Origin of the sequence: Streptomyces sp. NRRL S-1022, from assembly GCF_000720135.1 — a bacterium.
Taxonomy (GTDB): domain Bacteria; phylum Actinomycetota; class Actinomycetes; order Streptomycetales; family Streptomycetaceae; genus Streptomyces.
In genome coordinates this window covers 1-466 of record NZ_JOIU01000120.1, presented here as the reverse complement: position 1 = coordinate 466, position 466 = coordinate 1, and the positions used below count along the sequence as shown (strand labels likewise).

The following is a 466-nucleotide window of genomic DNA, read 5'->3' as shown; positions in this document are numbered from 1 at the left end:
GGATTCGATCTCGCCGAGTTCGATCCGGTAGCCGCGGATCTTGACCTGGTCGTCGGCCCGGCCCAGGAACTCCAGGCTGCCGTCGGGCCGGCGCCGGGCGAGGTCGCCGGAGCGGTAGAGGCAGGCGCCGGCCGGCCCGAACGGGTCGGGCACGAACCGCTCGGCGGTCAGCTCCGGCCGGTTGAGGTAACCCCGGGCCACGCCCGGACCCCCGACATGGATCTCGCCCGGGACCCCGATCGGCACCAACCGGCCCTGCCGGTCCAGCAGGTGAACGGTGAGGTCGCTCAGCGGACGCCCGACCGGGTTGCCGGCGCCGCTCTCCAGGTCGCCGTCGACCACCCGGTAGTAGGTGGTGTGGACGGTCGTCTCGGTGATGCCGTACATGTTCACCAGCGCCGGCCGGTCCAGGCCGAGCCGCTGCACCCAGGGCCGCAGCTCGCCGAACTCCAGCTTCTCCCCGGCG

1 protein-coding gene is annotated in these 466 nt (G+C 73.2%); it reads right to left on the bottom strand.

The genetic code is table 11. From position 1 onward, the window contains the following. Window positions 1-466 (bottom strand): AMP-binding protein (locus tag IG05_RS43195; protein WP_037815920.1); only part of this gene is annotated, 466 nt, incomplete at both ends.